Origin of the sequence: Roseovarius sp. S88 (assembly GCF_037023735.1) — a bacterium.
GTDB classification, from domain to species: Bacteria; Pseudomonadota; Alphaproteobacteria; order Rhodobacterales; family Rhodobacteraceae; genus Roseovarius; species Roseovarius phycicola.
Genome location: NZ_CP146069.1, coordinates 1,921,024 through 1,936,955 on the forward strand (window position 1 = coordinate 1,921,024; position 15,932 = coordinate 1,936,955).

Below are 15,932 nucleotides of genomic sequence, written 5' to 3' on the forward strand. Positions count from 1 at the left end.
ACCAAGGTAATGAGGGTCACAGTGACGGCTTATGATGAGTTAATGGCGTTTGAACGTGAAAATCAGGCGCTGGCCCGGGTCGCCGGCCGGTTGAGCTGGGATCAGGAAACCGTGATGCCACGCGGGGCGGCTGGGCAGCGCGCCGAGGAGGCAGGCGCGATGGAGGCGATGCTGCATGCCCGGCGTACCGATCCACGGGTTGGCGCATGGTTGGAGGCGGCCAAACCGGAAAATGAGCTGGCGGTCGCACAACTTCGGCATATCAGGCGCAGCTACACGCGTGCGGTCAAAGTGCCTGCCGATCTGGCCGCCGCACTGGCGCGCCTGACTTCCAGGTCACAGGGCATCTGGGCCGATGCGCGCGCTTCCGAGGATGTGGCCGCGTTTTTGCCCACGCTTGAAGAGGTGGTTTCGCTCAAAAAGCAAGAGGCTCAAGCGCTGGCCGAGGGCGGAGATGTCTATGACGCGCTCATAGATGATTTTGAACAGGACATGACGGCCGCTGAATTGGCAGAGATGTTTGACGAAATGCGCCCCAGGTTGGTGTATTTGCGCGCAGCGGCCCTGGCGCAACCAGCCTCCCCCGAACTGACCGGCAAGTTTGATGAAACGATACAGGTCGCATTGAGTCGTGAGGTGGCGCAAGTCTTTGGCTATGACCTCAGCCGCGGTCGCATCGACAAGGCGGTCCATCCGTTTTCCAGCGGCTCTGGCGAGGATGTGCGCATTACCATGCGCACCGCAGAGGATGACCCCTTCAACTGTATCTATTCGACAATCCATGAGGTTGGGCATGCCTGCTACGAGCAGGGCATTGATCCGGCGTATCATCTAACGCCGGTTGGGCAGGGCGTGTCGATGGGCGTGCACGAAAGCCAAAGCCGGATTTACGAGAACCAACTTGGGCGAAGCCGTGCCTTTTGCGGGTATCTCTATGGCCGGATGCGGGACGCGTTTGGTGATTTTGGCGTCGCGGATGAGGACATGTTCTATTGCATCGTGAACCGCGTGCATCGCGGTTACATCCGTACGGAAGCTGACGAAGTGCAGTATAACCTGCATGTCATGCTGCGCTTTCATCTCGAACGCGCGATGATGTCGGGCGACCTGCAGGTCCGCGATCTGGAAGCGGCCTGGAACGATCGGTTTGAGGCCGATTTTGGATATGCCGTGGATCGACCGTCAAATGGGGTCTTGCAAGACGTCCATTGGTCGGTAGGGCTCTTTGGGTATTTCCCGACCTATAGCCTTGGCAATGTCTATGCCGGATGTCTGTTTGAAGCGTTGCAGGCGGCTGTGCCTGAATTGGAGGTGCAGCTGGCGCAGGGGAACCTGAAAAACGCCACAGACTGGCTGCGCCGCCATGTGCAATGCCACGGCGGGCTCTATACCCCGCGTGATGTGATTGCCAAAGCGTGTGGCAGTGCCCCCTCAGCTGCACCACTCCTGCGCTATTTGGACGAAAAGTTCAGTGCTTTGGCCGCTGCGTGAGGTGGCTGAATTTTTTCTACCTTGCGCTTTTTGATGCATTGGCCGGGATTGCGAGTTTTGATGTAGCTGTTCCAGGGCGTCAATATTTCGCTAGGAAAATATAACCTGCGAAACACGCAACAAGAACAACGTCAACCAACGCGGAAAACCAAAGTTGCGCGCCAAGCTACCTCTCCAAACATTGATTGCGTCAACTCATCCAACGTAACAACGCCTGAGATCATGGTGCATGTCAGCACCCCGAGATGCGCATGATCCATTTGGTGTGCGTATCAACCCGAACCAACGTGCGCGTCTCCAGACGGATCAAAGCACAACTCTGTTCTCAATAAATGCCAGAATTTCTCGGGAATACATAAAACAAGCATCACGGGCGTATGGTCAACGCAATCGGTTCGCTATGCGCAAAAACCCATTGGCCATCAGACTATCAGGTCAAGTGTTCGTTGAACCTGTTGTATCCGGCGGTTTAAATCCGGCACTTGACCGAGTGGTAAACCCGCTTGCGCCTCACAAGGCCCCTTTCCATTCCCGTCAACCCATGCAATAGGGAACCGCCAAACGAGCTGTGCCAAGGAGATACGCCATGGAGATTCGTGAGGCCCTCACTTTTGATGATGTTCTGCTGGTGCCGGCCAAGTCGAGCGTGTTGCCCAACACCGCCGATACGCGCACGCGCGTGACCCGGTCAATTGACCTCAATATCCCGCTTTTGAGCTCTGCGATGGACACTGTGACCGAAGGGCGGATGGCAATTTCCATGGCGCAGGCTGGGGGGATGGGCGTCATTCACCGAAACCTCACGGTCGAAGAACAATCTCGCGAAGTCCGGCGGGTGAAGCGGTTTGAGAGCGGAATTGTCTACAACCCTGTAACACTCACGCCCAATCAAACGCTGGCGGATGCCAAGGCTTTGATTGAACGCTATAATTTTACCGGCTTTCCAGTTGTCGACGAAGAAGGGCGCGTCGTGGGGATTGTGACCAACCGCGACATGCGCTTTGCAACCTCTGAGGACACGCCGGTTCATGTGATGATGACGTCGAACGACCTTGCCGTGCTGATGGAGCCTGCCGATCTGGAAGAAGCCAAAAGCATGATGAAGGCGCGCCGTATCGAAAAGCTTTTGGTGACCGACGGGCAGGGTAAGCTGACCGGGCTATTGACGCTCAAGGACACCGAGCAGGCGGTTCTCAACCCATCGGCGTGCAAGGACAAGTTGGGCCGTTTGCGGGTCGCGGCGGCCTCGACCGTGGGGGACGCCGGGTTTGAACGCTCTGAGGCGCTGGTAGATGCGGGCGTCGACATGATCGTGATCGACACAGCACACGGTCATTCCGAAGGCGTGGCGGCCGCCGTGGAGCGGGCGAAGATGCTGAGCAACGAAGTCCAGATCGTGGCTGGCAATGTGGCAACGGGCGAAGCCACAAAAGCGCTGATCGGGGCCGGGGCGGATGCCGTCAAGGTTGGCATAGGTCCCGGCAGTATTTGCACCACGCGTATGGTGGCCGGCGTTGGCGTGCCGCAGCTCACCGCGATTTTGGATTGTGCCGAAGCTGCTGGTGATACACCAGTGATTGCCGATGGCGGCATCAAGTTTTCCGGTGATTTTGCCAAAGCGATTGCGGCCGGGGCGTCTTGCGCCATGGTTGGGTCCATGCTGGCAGGAACTGATGAAAGCCCTGGTGAGGTGATCCTCTATCAGGGGCGTAGTTTCAAGGCGTATCGCGGCATGGGCTCTTTGGGGGCAATGGCACGCGGGTCTGCGGATCGGTATTTCCAAAAAGATGCGGCCAGCGACAAACTTGTGCCGGAAGGCATCGAAGGCCAAGTGCCGTACAAGGGCGCATCTGGGACGGTCATTCACCAGCTGGTTGGCGGGCTTCGGGCCGCGATGGGCTATACCGGATGTGCGACGGTAGAAGAGATGCGCCGTGACTGCAAATTCGTGCGGATTACAGGCGCGGGGTTGAAGGAAAGTCATGTGCACGACGTTCAGATCACTCGCGAAGCACCGAATTACCGCGTTGGGTAAATCGCGTTTTGTCAGCGTGTTACCGCATTTTGTTGAGGTAACATCGTGACTCCGGCTGCGCGCGTGCAGGCCGCGATAGAAGTACTCGACCACATAAATGAATGCACTCCTGCCGAAAAGGCGCTGACCACATGGGCGCGCGGGGCGCGCTATGCGGGATCCGGGGATCGAGCTGCGGTGCGCGATCATGTATTTCAGGCCCTGCGCTGTCGGCGCAGTTATGCAGCACTGGGCGGTGGCACTGATGGTCGTGCGCTATTGCGCGGGGCTTTGATTGAGGCCGGTGTTGCGCCTGAAACGGTCTTCACTGGCGAACGCCACGCGCCTGCGGTGTTGGACGATGCAGAGCTGATGCAAGGACGCGTGCCCGAGGTTGGCGCGGAGCAAGCGGACCTGCCGGATTGGCTTTGGGACAGGTTTGAAAGCGCGTTTGGGTCTAGCGAGGCCATGCGCAGCGCGCAGGTGCTGCGCCAGCGCGCGCCGGTCACATTGAGGGTGAATGCGGGTTTGAGCAACGTCTCGCAAGCTATTGAAATACTGAATGAAGATGGTGTCGCAGTGACCAGGATTTCACAATGCGACACCGCGCTCATCGTCGCGGAGGGTGCACGGCGCGTGGCCGGATCGCGTGCGTATCGAGAGGGTCATGTCGAACTGCAGGATGCCAGCAGTCAGGCAGCCATGGCCGCTCTGGATATTGCGCCGGGTGCAAGGGTTTTGGATTACTGTGCGGGTGGCGGTGGCAAGACACTCGCCCTGGCGGCGCGTGTAGATGCGACGTGGTTTGCGCATGACGCGAATTTCACCAGGATGAAGGACCTGCCAGATCGCGCGCACCGCGCCGGTATACAGGTCACATGTCTGGACTCGGACGCCATCACAACTGCCGCACCTTTTGATTTGGTCCTATGTGATGCGCCGTGCTCTGGAAGTGGCACGTGGCGGCGCGCCCCAGAGGCCAAGTGGCGCCTGACCCCTGAGCGGCTTGAAGAGCTGCGCGCAACTCAGTTGACCATACTTGAGAACGCCGAACAGCATGTCGCGCCGGGCGGGCAACTGGTTTATGCGACCTGTTCGATCTTGCTTGCGGAAAATGATCGCCAGGTGGCCGAGTTCCTGTCCCGTCATTCCGCCTGGACACTGACCAAACAGATGTCCTGGCCTGTGACAGAAGAGGGAGATGGGTTCTTCCTGGCGTGCTTGACCAAGGCGGGTTAACAGCTCTGACTTTCACACAATACAACCTTGACGTGTATTTCTCGCTACGATTAATCTGACTTTAAAACTTGCGCCCCAAACACGTGGGTGAGTCTTATCAGCGGGGATGCGGTTTTGGCAGACACGACAGGACATATTTCCACCTCAACCACGAGATCAACGCGTCTTACGCCACGGACCCGAGTGGCCTTTGTCATCGCAATTGGGTGTTTCCTGGCGTCCTATTTCGTGCCGGCGTTCCCGTCCTTGGTGCTGTTGCTGGTGTCGATCCTGCTTTTGTTGGCGACTGGATGGATCCTGGTGTTGAACATGCTGAGCCACAGGGCGGGTTCGCATATGATCCGGAGCGCCGAACAGGTGTTTGCCGAAGACACCGTCGCCAGTTTTGTGACTGGCGTGAAGGGCGACATCCGCTACGTCAACCGGGCCGCCGAGCAGCTCTTTGAAGGGCAGGAGTTTCGCACACTGGCCGGTGTTTTGCAAAGCAGCATCGCCAATCCCGGCCCGGTCCTGTTCCGCCTGGAGTCGCGCGCGGTGGCGCGCGGCGCTGCACATGAAGACGTCGTGACCCGCGCGGGACATATTCGGATTTCAGTGCATCGCGGGCGGGATGATCACTATATTTGGCGCATTGAAAAGTTGGAAGAACGCCATGCGAATGAAGCTGATCCGATGCCGTTGCCGATGATGACGGTTGGGCGCAACGGCGCAGTTTTATACATGAACACCGCAGCGCGGGACCTGATTGGCGAGCGCGCACGCACGCTTGACCGGGTGTTTCCCAAACTTCCGCTGCGCTCGGGGCAGATTAACACGATCAACAGTAGCGAAGGGGCCGTGTCATGCCTTGTGGTTGAGCTTGAAGGCGCGACCGGACGGCGCGAGGTGTTTCTGTTGCCGGGTATCGCTCCGACCGAACGTCAGCCGGATGGTTGGGCGTTTTTTGATGAACTGCCGGTGCCACTTCTGAAACTGGCGCGCACCGGTGAAATCCATCTCTCGAACCGCCCTGCACGAGATCTTTTGGGTGTCGAAGGATGCTCGGGTAAGATCATGAGTGATCTGATGGAGGGATTGGGTCGGTCGATCCCGGACTGGCTCGAAGATGCAGCCGCCGGGCGTGGCGGCGTGCATTCAGAGTTTTTGCGTGTCAAACGCGAAGATCGCGAGGTGTTTCTGCAGGTGACGTTGAACCGTGCCACCGAGGCGGGTGAAACCGTTTTGATCGCGGTACTCAGCGACGCGACCAAGCTAAAATCGCTTGAGGCGCAGTTCGTGCAGAGCCAAAAGATGCAGGCAATTGGTCAATTGGCAGGTGGTGTGGCGCATGACTTCAATAACCTTCTGACCGCGATTACAGGTCATTGTGATCTTTTGCTGTTGCGTCATGATCAGGGCGATCCAAACTTTGCCGATCTTGTCCAGATCAACCAAAATGCCAATCGTGCTGCGGCCCTGGTCAGTCAGCTTTTGGCCTATTCGCGCAAACAGACGCTGCGCCCTGAGGTGATGGATTTGCGCGATATGCTGTCGGACCTGACGCATCTGCTCAACCGGCTGGTGGGAGAAAAGGTCACCCTATCGCTGACCCACGACCCGACCTTGTCTTCGATCCGAGCTGACAAACGACAGTTGGAACAGGTGTTGATGAACCTTGTGGTGAATGCGCGGGACGCCATGCCGGAGGGAGGTGACATTCGGGTGCGCACCGAGAACATCACACTTGACGATCCGCTCTGGCGGGACCGCGCGATAGTGGCACCGGGGCGCTATGTGCGGGTCAGTGTAGAAGACGGTGGGGTGGGCATACCGGCGGATAAAATTCAAAAAGTGTTTGAGCCGTTTTACACCACCAAGCGCACCGGCGAGGGCACGGGGCTTGGCCTCTCAACGGCTTACGGCATCGTGAAACAGACCGGCGGGTTTATCTTTGTCGACAGCATTTTGGGCGAGGGCACCGTGTTCCAGTTGTTGTTCCCGGCGCATGATCCGGTCGCTGTAACCGAGAAAATCAAAGCCGAAGAAATTGCACATAATCGTCCTGTCGAAGGCGTGGTTCTGTTGGTTGAAGACGAAGCTCCGGTGCGCGCCTTTGCCAGCCGGGCATTGCAGATGCGGGGTTTGACGGTGCTGGAGGCGGATTCGGCCGAAGCAGCGCTTGAGCTTCTGGAGGACACTACGCTGAACGTGGACGTTTTCGTCTCGGACGTTGTCATGCCGGGCATTGACGGGCCAAGCTGGGTCATCCGCGCGCTGCAATCCCGACCTGAAACGCAGGTTGTGTTCATGTCGGGATATGCCGCCGAAACCTTTGGCGAAATCCAGGCGCGTATTCCGAATTCGCTCTTCCTGCCAAAGCCGTTTTCCCTGACCGATCTCACCGACATTGTCCAGCGTCAGATGCTGCGCGCCAAATCGGTTCCGGCAGAGTGATCTATTATTGGTGCGCAGGGGCTTCGCCATGGGCCAGCGGCGTGTAGGCCCCATCGGACCCGATGCTTTCGTAGAGGGCAAACTCAGTCTCACATTTGCGTCTAAGCCGGGTTTCCACATCTGCGCTGAGGCGAAGCTCCAGCGAAGGTGACTGATTGAGCTTCCTCGTAGAGACATCTGTCTTCAAACGACTTTTCAGGAAATCTGCCAATCCTTTCTGATCCTCATATCGAAACAGATGCGTGACCGCCGTGCCGTTTTTCTGCGGCTCCAGGAACTTCGCTTGTGAGCCGACATTGGCAAAGGGTGGCCGGTTCCCCTTCATATAAGCCAGCACAAAGTCATCAAAGCTAAGGTCGTGCGTAGACGTTCGCGCACCTTCCTTACCGGAGCGGCGACGATACCGGTACCAGCTTCCCAGCCAGTCAATCGGTTCACGCATGACCGCGAGAATGTCGAATCCCTCACCACAGAATTTTTCCAAAGCGGGGCGAAAGAAGCGGTTATAGCGGAACACCGGCGCGTGTTTGAGTTCGGGCGGATCTCGCAGAACAAGCGATGCGCGACCTCCCAACGCGTCCTGATACGCGGTGGTGCCGGTCTTGGGCACAGACAGAAAAACGAGCTTTTCCTTAGCAAACACAAGCATATTTGGGGGTGACCTCGTTTTTGACTGCTGTTCACCACTCTTTAACGCATCCACGCAAAAATCAAATACGAACAATTTTCTTGAAATGTTCTCCTTTTGTCTCCATAAGCTTTGAGAACAAGAGGTGAACGAAAGCAGTAATGGACGCGCCAAGCGGCCTATGAAATAAGGAAGGCGACAGGTATGGCAACAGCAGAACTTTTGGACATGGATCCCAAGAAAAACACCGACCGGCAAAAGGCGCTCGACAGCGCATTGGCACAGATTGAGCGCCAGTTTGGCAAAGGCTCGATCATGAAAATGGGGTCCGACAACCCCGTTCAAGAGGTCGAGGCGACATCTACCGGTTCTTTGGGCCTTGATATTGCGCTTGGCATCGGTGGCGTGCCCAAAGGGCGCATCGTTGAAATTTACGGGCCTGAAAGTTCGGGCAAGACAACGCTCACGCTGCATTGCGTGGCAGAAGAGCAGAAAAAGGGCGGTGTTTGCGCCTTTGTTGACGCCGAGCATGCGTTAGACCCGATTTATGCCCGTAAACTGGGGGTTGATCTGGATGAACTGTTGATCTCGCAGCCCGACACAGGCGAGCAAAGTCTTGAGATTGTTGACACATTGGTGCGCTCTGGTGCGGTTAGTATGATTGTGGTGGATTCCGTTGCGGCCCTCACGCCTAAGTCTGAGCTCGAAGGCGACATGGGCGACAGCAGCGTGGGTGTGCATGCCCGCCTGATGAGCCAGGCGATGCGCAAGCTGACTGGCTCGATCAGCCGTTCAAAATGCACCGTAATCTTCATCAACCAGATCCGCATGAAAATCGGTGTCATGTTTGGTAGCCCAGAGACAACGACCGGCGGCAACGCTTTGAAATTCTACAGCTCGGTGCGGCTCGATATTCGCCGGATTGGCGCGATCAAGGACCGTGACGAGGTGGTGGGCAACCAGACCCGCGTGAAAGTCGTCAAGAACAAGATGGCACCGCCCTTCAAGCAGGTCGAGTTTGATATCATGTATGGCGAAGGGATTTCCAAAAACGGGGAGCTTCTTGATCTGGGCGTCAAAGCCGGTGTGGTTGAGAAATCTGGCAGCTGGTTCAGCTATGGCGACGAGCGCATCGGTCAAGGCCGGGAAAACGCCAAGGAATTCCTGAGGGAAAACACCCGTATCGCCTACGAGATCGAGGATAAAATTCGAGCCGCGCATGGGCTTGATTTCGACATGCCCGAAGGGGCAGACGCCGCAGAGGCGGCTGGAGATGACGATATTCTCGAAGCCTGATCTCTTTGACATAGCATTCCAAGCGGCCCAGGTGTGATACCTGGGCCGTTTCTAGTTGTGGACATGGATCAGCACGGCGGCTAAACCTCGAACTCCAATAATGCTGCAATGCCGCGAGACCCGATATGCCCACGCTGAACGAGATCCGCTCGACGTTTTTGAATTTCTTTGACCGCAACGATCACGAGGTCGTGGCCAGCTCTCCGCTGGTGCCGCGCAATGATCCAACATTAATGTTCACCAATTCGGGCATGGTGCAGTTCAAGAACCTCTTCACCGGCGTGGAAAAGCGCGACTATTCCCGTGCGACCACCAGTCAGAAATGCGTGCGGGCAGGCGGCAAGCATAATGATCTGGATAACGTGGGCTATACCGCACGGCACCACACGTTTTTCGAGATGCTCGGCAATTTCAGTTTCGGCGATTATTTTAAATCGGACGCGATCCCCTATGCCTGGGACCTGCTGACCAAGGATTTTGAGATCGACAAGTCGAAGCTTCTGGTCACGATTTATCATACCGATGATGAGGCGGCTGAGATCTGGAAAAAGCACGCGGGCCTTCCAGATGAGCGCATCATCCGCATCGCCACGGATGACAATTTCTGGTCGATGGGGCCAACGGGGCCATGCGGGCCGTGTACTGAAATTTTCTATGATCATGGGCCGGACATCTGGGGTGGTCCTCCGGGAAGCCCTGAGGAGGATGGTGACAGGTTTATTGAGATCTGGAACCTCGTTTTCATGCAGAATGAGCGGTTCGAAGATGGCAGCATGGTCGATCTGGACATGCAGTCGATTGACACCGGCATGGGGCTGGAACGGATCGGTGCGCTCTTGCAGGGCAAGCATGACAATTACGACACCGACCTCATGCGCAACCTCATTGAGGCCAGTGCGAACGCCACAAATGTGGACCCTGATGGGGATGGCAATGTCCATCACCGGGTGATTGCCGATCACCTGCGCTCGACCTCGTTCCTGATTGCCGATGGCGTGATGCCATCGAATGAAGGGCGCGGCTATGTTCTGCGCAGGATTATGCGCCGCGCGATGCGGCATGCGCATCTTTTGGGCGCGCAGGATCCGGTGATGCACCGGCTGGTGCCGAGCCTTGTGGCGCAGATGGGTCAGGCCTTTCCCGAGCTGGGACAGGCGCAAGCGCTGATTGAGGAAACGCTGGAGCTGGAAGAGAAACGTTTCAAGCAAACGCTCGACCGTGGCTTGCGGCTCTTGGATGATGAACTTGAGAAGCTTTCCGATGGCGCGGCTTTGCCAGGAGAGGCGGCGTTCAAGCTCTATGACACATACGGGTTTCCGTTGGATCTGACGCAAGATGCCTTGCGTGAAAAGGGCCGTGAGGTGGATGTGGCCGGGTTCGACGCGGCCATGGACGAACAGAAAGCCAAGGCACGTGCGGCCTGGGCCGGCACAGGCGAGGCGGCGGATGCCAGCGTTTGGTTTGAGCTGTCAGAGCAACATGAGGCCACGGATTTCCTCGGCTATGATACCGAGACTGCCGAAGGCGTGGTTCTGGCCATTGTGTCTGAAGGCAAGGAAACTCAATCCCTTGAAACCGAGGGCGGCGGCGCCTGGGTGGTGTTCAACCAGACACCGTTCTACGCAGAATCCGGTGGGCAGGTCGGAGACCATGGGTATGTGCGCATTCTAGAAGGGACACATGACGCATGGGAGACGCGGTTCTCTGGTCATGTCAGCGATGTACAGAAACGCGGAACAGGTCTTTTTGCGCATTATATGACATTGGATACCGGCAAGCTTGAAGTGGGTAACGCGGTGAAGCTTGAAGTCGACCACACCCGCCGCACGTCTATCCGCGCCAACCATTCGGCCACGCACCTGTTGCACGAAGCCCTACGCAAGGCGCTTGGCGATCATGTAGCGCAACGCGGATCGCTCAATGCCGCAGATCGGCTGCGGTTTGATTTCAGCCATGCCAAGGCGATGAGCCTTGAAGAAATCAAACGCGTCGAGGAAGAGGTGAACGCCTATATCCGGCAGAACACGCCGGTGGAAACACGGATCATGCCACCCGATGATGCGCGGGAATTGGGCGCGCAGGCGCTTTTTGGCGAAAAATACGGCGACGAGGTCCGCGTGGTTTCAATGGGCACCGAGGCCGGGTCCGGCAAAGGGCTGGATGGACAGACCTATTCGATTGAGCTTTGCGGCGGCACGCATGTGCGCCAGACCGGGGATATCGGTATGTTCGTGACGCTGGGCGAAAGCGCCTCAAGTGCTGGCGTGCGCCGGATTGAAGCCCTCACAGGGGCCGAGGCGTTCAAGTATCTCAGCGAACAGGATCACCGGCTGGCCGAAGTGGCGCTGGAACTCAAAGCGCAGCCTGGCGATGTTCTGGATCGCGTGCGGGCGTTGATGGAAGAGCGCAAGGCGCTGAGCAATGAAGTGGCCCAATTGCGCCGCGATGTGGCTATGGGCGGCGGTGCGGTTGCAGGACCCGAAGCCAAGGACATCGGCGGGGTCAAGTTCCTCGCACAGGTGCTGTCCGGCGTCTCGGGCAAGGACCTTCCGCCGTTGATGGACGAGATGAAAGACAAGCTTGGCTCAGGCGCGATTCTCTTGATTGCCGATGCAGGCGGCAAGGCGGCTGTGGCGGCTGGTGTGACGAAAGACTTGACCGAACGCGTCTCTGCTGTTGATCTTGTCCGGGCTGCGGTAGGTGAACTTGGCGGCAAGGGCGGTGGCGGCCGTCCGGACATGGCGCAGGGCGGTGGCACGGATGTGACGCGCGCGGATGCGGCGATCAAGGCGGCGGAGCGGGTGTTGGAAGACTGACCTCTCTTTCCCGCCACCCTTGGGAGGGGGAGAGTATGACAGCGTATGTGATTGCCCGGATCAATGTGACGGAACCGGAAGACTACCAGACCTACGCCAGCCAGACTGTCGCGCTGGCCGAAAAAGCCGGCGGGCGGTTTCTGGTGAAAGGCGGCACACAGACGCAAGTTGAGGGCAACAGCCCCGACCGGCATGTGATCATAGAGTTCCCGGATCACCAAACGGCGATGGATTGGTATAATTCGCCTGAGTATCAACGCATTTTGCCGATTGCCGTGTCGTCCAGCGAACGCGATATCGTCATTGTGGACGGCATTTAAAGCGTTTTGCGATAGACCCAAATCACAGATGATCGCGAAACGCAGCGTGACACTCAATCGTTGCACGCGTTTCACCTTTCGCTGATAGTTCAGGTGAAGGCGAAACGCTTCAAAGGAGAATTGACATGCCTGCATTGTGGATCGCACATGTGACCGTGACCGACGAAGAAGCCTATGGCCGCTATGCCAAGCTGGCCGGGCCTGCGTTGGAAAAACATGGTGGGCACTTCATTGCGCGAGCTGCGCGCTATGTGCAGCTTGAGGGGCGCGACCATCCACGCAATGTGGTGGCGAAATTCCCGTCGCTTGAGGCGGCAGAGACCTGTTATCACAGCGAAGAGTATCAAGCGGCGCTCGATCATGCACGCGGCGCGTCAGAGCGCGATTTGGTGATTGTCGAGACGACCGAGTAGTGCAGGGCAAACTTGCCGAACTGATCAAAACCCATGCCGGGGCAGGGCGCGTGGACTGGATCGGTGTGCGCCCCGAGCGATTGGCCGAGGTTCTGCCTGTCTCATCCGCGAGGATCGTCAAAGACGGATTGGAAGGGGACCACGGACGGTCCGGAAAACGCGCGGTCACGCTCCTTCAGGCGGAACATTTACCAGCAATTGCGGCACTGGCACATCGCGGCGCGGTCACAGCAGAGCTGTTGCGCCGCAATCTCGTGGTATCCGGTATCAACCTGACGGCCCTGCGCAACCACCGGTTTCGGATGGGCGAGGCAGAACTTGAGATCACCACCCCCTGCGCGCCCTGTTCCCGGATGGAGGCGGCCCTTGGCCCCGGCGGATACAACGCGATGCGAGGTCACGGCGGATGGTGCGCGCAGGTGGTGTCACCGGGGCTGGTATCTATTGGGGATATGGTAGAGCGGGTTTAGCCTTATACCGACCAACCCGGTCTAGGCCCCAGATTTTGAAGCACGCTTTCTTTCATGAGGATCGAGATGGCGTTTGCGCAGACGGATGGCGTTCGGCGTGACCTCAACCAACTCGTCATCGTTGATATAGGTAATCGCCTCTTCCAGTGAGAGCGTGATTGGCGTGGTCAAGCGCACAGCCTCATCGGTGCCAGAGGCGCGCACATTGGTGAGTTTCTTACCCTTGAGCGGGTTCACTTCCAGATCATTTTCGCGGCTGTGCTCCCCGATAATCATGCCCGTGTAAATCTTGGCTTGGGCTCCGATAAACATCTTGCCCCGATCCTCAAGGTTCCACAGCGCATAGGCGACGGATTCACCGTTTTCCATGGAAATCAGAACCCCGGCACGACGGCCAGGGATCGGACCCTTATGTGGCGCCCAGCTGTGAAAGACGCGGTTGAGCACACCGGTGCCGCGTGTGTCCGTGAGAAATTCGCCATGATACCCGATCAACCCACGCGAGGGCACATGCGCCACAATGCGTGTTTTGCCCGTACCGGCCGGTTTCATCTCGGTCATTTCGCCGCGACGTGGTCCGGTGATTTTCTCAATCACCGCACCGGAGTAGTCATCATCGACGTCAATCGTAACTTCCTCGATAGGCTCAAGCTTTTGTCCCGTCTCATCTTCCCGCATCAGTACGCGAGGGCGCGAAATCGAAAGCTCAAACCCTTCGCGGCGCATGTTTTCAATCAGCACACCCATCTGCAATTCACCGCGACCAGCCACGTCAAAGGCCTCGCCACCGGGAGTATCGGTGACTTTGATGGCGACGTTTGTTTCGGCCTCTTTCATGAGCCGTTCGCGAATGACACGAGACTGCACCTTCTTGCCATCACGTCCCGCCAGCGGGCTGTCATTGATGCCGAAGGTGACCGAGATGGTGGGCGGATCGATGGGTTGTGCTTCAAGCGGTTCTTCGACGGCCAAAGCACAGATTGTATCGGCCACGGTCGCTTTGGACATGCCTGCGATGCTGACAATATCACCGGCTGTCGCCTCGTCGATGTCTTGTGTGGTCAGACCGCGGAACGCCTGAATTTTGGTGACGCGGAACTGTTCGATCTTTTGGCCGACACGGCTCAGCGCCTGGACGGTGGCTCCGACCTTAAGGTGACCGGATTCGACCCGTCCTGTCAGAATGCGACCCACAAACGGATCAGCCCCCAGCGTGGTGGCCAGCATCCGGAAGTCCTCATTCGTGCGGCTCACCTGGCGTGGGGCAGGGACGTGATTGACGATGAGATCGAAAAGTGCGGAGAGGTCGGCGCGCGGTCCGTCCAGTTCATGATCGGCCCAGCCGGAACGGCCCGAGGCATACATATGCGGGAAATCAAGCTGATCCTCACTGGCATCCAGGGACGCGAACAGATCGAAGCATTCATCCAGTGCGCGATCGGGTTCGGCATCGGGTTTGTCCACCTTGTTGAGCACCACGATCGGGCGCAGGCCAAGCGCCAGCGCCTTGGAGGTCACGAATTTGGTCTGCGGCATGGGGCCTTCGGCGGCATCTACCAACAGAACGACACCATCGACCATGCTCAGGATACGCTCGACCTCGCCGCCGAAATCAGCGTGGCCAGGGGTGTCAACAATGTTGATCCGCGTGGTTTTCCATTCCACTGATGTGGGCTTGGCAAAGATGGTGATACCGCGTTCACGCTCAAGATCGTTGCTGTCCATGGCGCGTTCGACCACGGCCTGACCTTCGCGAAATACGCCTGATTGCTTAAGCAATTCGTCCACGAGCGTGGTTTTCCCGTGGTCTACGTGGGCAATGATAGCAATGTTGCGCAGGTCCATATGCGTGCTCTTTCCTCTGGTGTGAGATGCGCCCTATACGGGGTCGCACCGAATGGCCAGAGGCAAATCGTTCTTATGCTGCAATGCGGCGGCGGGCGAGGCCTGGAAGGCGCAGCATGGTAGGACCTAAAGGTCGCAACGCGGCCCCGCTCCCGAGCTTGAACCGGGCAAGACCCGGAGCGTTTTCGCTATCGACCGTGCCGAGGTCGAGACGTTGGCACCCCTGTACCGCCAGCCAGTTCGCAGCGCGCCACAAGAGCAGGTTATGCGCCGAATACTTGCGCCCTTCCGTGTCACTCCAGCCGATGTGATAGCTGGCCGTGGGTGGATGGCGCAGGAACAGCATTGCGGCGATGATCCGCCCCTGACGATGCGCCAGGAAAAGTCGTGTGGCGTTGGGGTGAAGCCGCGCCCAGGCTTTGGTAAAGGCCGGGGGCAGGGCGCGATACCGGCGCGCGCGGCGTTGCATCGTTTCCGCCTGCAAGAGCCAGTTATCCCGGCCCGGCTGAAACCGTCGATGCGCCACTTCAATGTCACTGCGTTCGGCATGACGCAGACGGTTGCGCCATTTGACCAACTGCGCGGCAAGACTTGCCTCGGGCGCGTCGCACAAACACAGCTCAGCCACGTATTGGCATGTCCAGAGGGCGCGGTAACCCGCAGCGGCAAAGAGAGGAAGTTCGGCCGGTGTTTCCAAGGAGACGATGGATCCTGCGGCCACACCTGCATCTTTATGAAGCAGATCAACAACATGGTGTCGATCACGCCCGGAAGCCCCCGGCGCCCAGACAGGACCACGCGGCACCCATCGCAGCTGCACCGGACCAAACTGGCGCTTGACCAATTGAAGATGTGCGACACGTACCCCGTGTTTGCGTGCGCTCAGACAGGTCACATCGGCCCCCAACGCCCGCAGGGCATCGCCGTAGTAAGGATGCTGCTGCATCGCGCAAAGCCCTGGAGGCAT

The 15,932-nt window shown here is 58.0% G+C and carries 12 protein-coding genes; 9 read left to right on the forward strand and 3 right to left on the reverse strand.

Annotated features, from left to right (window positions below; genetic code table 11):
* The first annotated feature begins 21 nt into the window (after positions 1-21).
* The 4 genes from RZ517_RS09775 to RZ517_RS09790 all read left to right on the forward strand — a co-directional run bounded on the left by RZ517_RS09775 (position 22) and on the right by RZ517_RS09790 (position 7,177).
* Positions 22-1,491, forward strand: a complete 1,470-nt coding sequence (locus tag RZ517_RS09775; RefSeq protein ID WP_338548000.1) for a carboxypeptidase M32 — start codon at positions 22-24, stop codon at positions 1,489-1,491.
* A gap of 586 nt (positions 1,492-2,077) precedes the next feature.
* Positions 2,078-3,526: an IMP dehydrogenase gene (guaB, locus tag RZ517_RS09780; RefSeq protein WP_338548002.1), complete on the forward strand. Its 1,449-nt coding sequence runs from the start codon at positions 2,078-2,080 to the stop codon at positions 3,524-3,526.
* A 45-nt stretch (positions 3,527-3,571) separates the two neighbouring features.
* Positions 3,572-4,744, forward strand: a complete 1,173-nt coding sequence (locus RZ517_RS09785; RefSeq protein WP_338548004.1) for an RsmB/NOP family class I SAM-dependent RNA methyltransferase — start codon at positions 3,572-3,574, stop codon at positions 4,742-4,744.
* 114 nt (positions 4,745-4,858) lie between these two features.
* Positions 4,859-7,177, forward strand: coding sequence for a hybrid sensor histidine kinase/response regulator (locus RZ517_RS09790; RefSeq protein WP_338548005.1), 2,319 nt, complete (start codon positions 4,859-4,861; stop codon positions 7,175-7,177).
* A 4-nt stretch (positions 7,178-7,181) separates the two neighbouring features.
* On the opposite strand, the gene RZ517_RS09795 is transcribed toward RZ517_RS09790, so the two are convergent.
* Positions 7,182-7,826, reverse strand: coding sequence for a gamma-glutamyl kinase (locus RZ517_RS09795; protein WP_338548007.1), 645 nt, complete (start codon positions 7,824-7,826; stop codon positions 7,182-7,184).
* A gap of 183 nt (positions 7,827-8,009) precedes the next feature.
* On the opposite strand from RZ517_RS09795, the gene recA reads away from it, so the two are divergent.
* The 5 genes from recA (at position 8,010) to RZ517_RS09820 (ending at position 13,120) form a co-directional block, all read left to right on the forward strand.
* Positions 8,010-9,101 carry a recombinase RecA gene (gene recA, locus RZ517_RS09800; protein ID WP_338548009.1) on the forward strand — a complete coding sequence of 364 codons (1,092 nt, stop codon included), beginning with the start codon at positions 8,010-8,012 and terminating at the stop codon, positions 9,099-9,101.
* Between the two features lie 125 nt (positions 9,102-9,226).
* Positions 9,227-11,917, forward strand: coding sequence for an alanine--tRNA ligase (alaS, locus tag RZ517_RS09805; protein ID WP_338548011.1), 2,691 nt, complete (start codon positions 9,227-9,229; stop codon positions 11,915-11,917).
* Between the two features lie 35 nt (positions 11,918-11,952).
* Positions 11,953-12,237 carry a DUF1330 domain-containing protein gene (locus RZ517_RS09810; protein ID WP_338548013.1) on the forward strand — a complete coding sequence of 95 codons (285 nt, stop codon included), beginning with the start codon at positions 11,953-11,955 and terminating at the stop codon, positions 12,235-12,237.
* Between the two features lie 125 nt (positions 12,238-12,362).
* A complete protein-coding gene (locus RZ517_RS09815; RefSeq protein ID WP_338548014.1) occupies positions 12,363-12,650 on the forward strand; it encodes a DUF1330 domain-containing protein in 288 nt (95 codons plus the stop codon).
* Entirely contained in the window at positions 12,650-13,120 is a 471-nt protein-coding gene (locus RZ517_RS09820) for an MOSC domain-containing protein (RefSeq protein WP_338548016.1), read from the forward strand. Before RZ517_RS09815 ends, RZ517_RS09820 begins: the two co-directional genes overlap by 1 nt.
* Positions 13,121-13,141: 21 nt before the next feature.
* On the opposite strand, the gene typA is transcribed toward RZ517_RS09820, so the two are convergent.
* Both typA and RZ517_RS09830 read right to left on the reverse strand, forming a co-directional pair.
* Positions 13,142-14,965 carry a translational GTPase TypA gene (gene typA, locus RZ517_RS09825; RefSeq protein WP_338548017.1) on the reverse strand — a complete coding sequence of 608 codons (1,824 nt, stop codon included), beginning with the start codon at positions 14,963-14,965 and terminating at the stop codon, positions 13,142-13,144.
* Between the two features lie 73 nt (positions 14,966-15,038).
* The gene (locus RZ517_RS09830) at positions 15,039-15,911 is read right to left on the reverse strand and encodes a GNAT family N-acetyltransferase (RefSeq protein ID WP_338548019.1); all 873 of its coding nucleotides are present in this window, start codon (positions 15,909-15,911) and stop codon (positions 15,039-15,041) included.
* Positions 15,912-15,932 lie beyond the last annotated feature (21 nt).

Coding starts and splice junctions, on each gene's coding strand:
- guaB (WP_338548002.1), top strand. CDS start 2,078: ATGGAGATTCGTGAGGCCCTCACTTTTGATGATGTTCTGCTGGTGCCG.
- RZ517_RS09795 (WP_338548007.1), bottom strand. CDS start 7,826: ATGCTTGTGTTTGCTAAGGAAAAGCTCGTTTTTCTGTCTGTGCCCAAG.
- recA (WP_338548009.1), top strand. CDS start 8,010: ATGGCAACAGCAGAACTTTTGGACATGGATCCCAAGAAAAACACCGAC.
- alaS (WP_338548011.1), top strand. CDS start 9,227: ATGCCCACGCTGAACGAGATCCGCTCGACGTTTTTGAATTTCTTTGAC.
- RZ517_RS09810 (WP_338548013.1), top strand. CDS start 11,953: ATGACAGCGTATGTGATTGCCCGGATCAATGTGACGGAACCGGAAGAC.
- RZ517_RS09815 (WP_338548014.1), top strand. CDS start 12,363: ATGCCTGCATTGTGGATCGCACATGTGACCGTGACCGACGAAGAAGCC.
- typA (WP_338548017.1), bottom strand. CDS start 14,965: ATGGACCTGCGCAACATTGCTATCATTGCCCACGTAGACCACGGGAAA.
- RZ517_RS09830 (WP_338548019.1), bottom strand. CDS start 15,911: ATGCAGCAGCATCCTTACTACGGCGATGCCCTGCGGGCGTTGGGGGCC.